At 69.2% G+C, this 441-nt stretch carries 1 protein-coding gene; it reads right to left on the reverse strand.

From position 1 onward, the window contains the following. Nucleotides 1-206, reverse strand: a 206-nt coding sequence (locus tag AB0N07_RS51820) for a (Fe-S)-binding protein (protein WP_365848058.1), incomplete at its 3' end; no start/stop codon positions are given. Between the last annotated feature and the right edge of the window lie 235 nt (nt 207-441).

Consider the following 441-nt stretch of genomic DNA (forward strand, 5'->3'; position numbering starts at 1 on the left):
GCCTCTATGAAGGTGCGGACGTGGTTGCGCACCACGGGCAGGGCGTCCTCCACGTACCCGCTGTTGACGTGCATCTGCGAGCAGCAGCCCTGGCCGGGCGGGAAGACCACCTCATGCCCGAGTCGCTCGAGGATCCGGACGGTGGCGAGGGCCACCTTGGGATACATCGCGTCCACGATGCATGTGGCGAACAGGGCGATTCTCATGCCGGTCTCCGTTCCGGACGGGGCGCCTGGGGCGCCGTGCGGTGCGGCAGCACATGGGTGCCGTAGTGGTCAGACCATATCACACCAGCCCCTTGCAAGGTGACCGCCCTCACAGTACGCTCCTTGGTCTGACCACAGTGGTCCGACCATCACCGGCCCGACCGGATCCCGCCCCGTCCCCACGCCCCCCCGGGGTCCCCCCGGCACCCCAAAACCCCCCCCCCCCAATCCCCCC

It is taken from the genome of Streptomyces sp. NPDC051172, assembly GCF_040682555.1.
Taxonomy (GTDB): Bacteria; Actinomycetota; Actinomycetes; order Streptomycetales; family Streptomycetaceae; genus Streptomyces.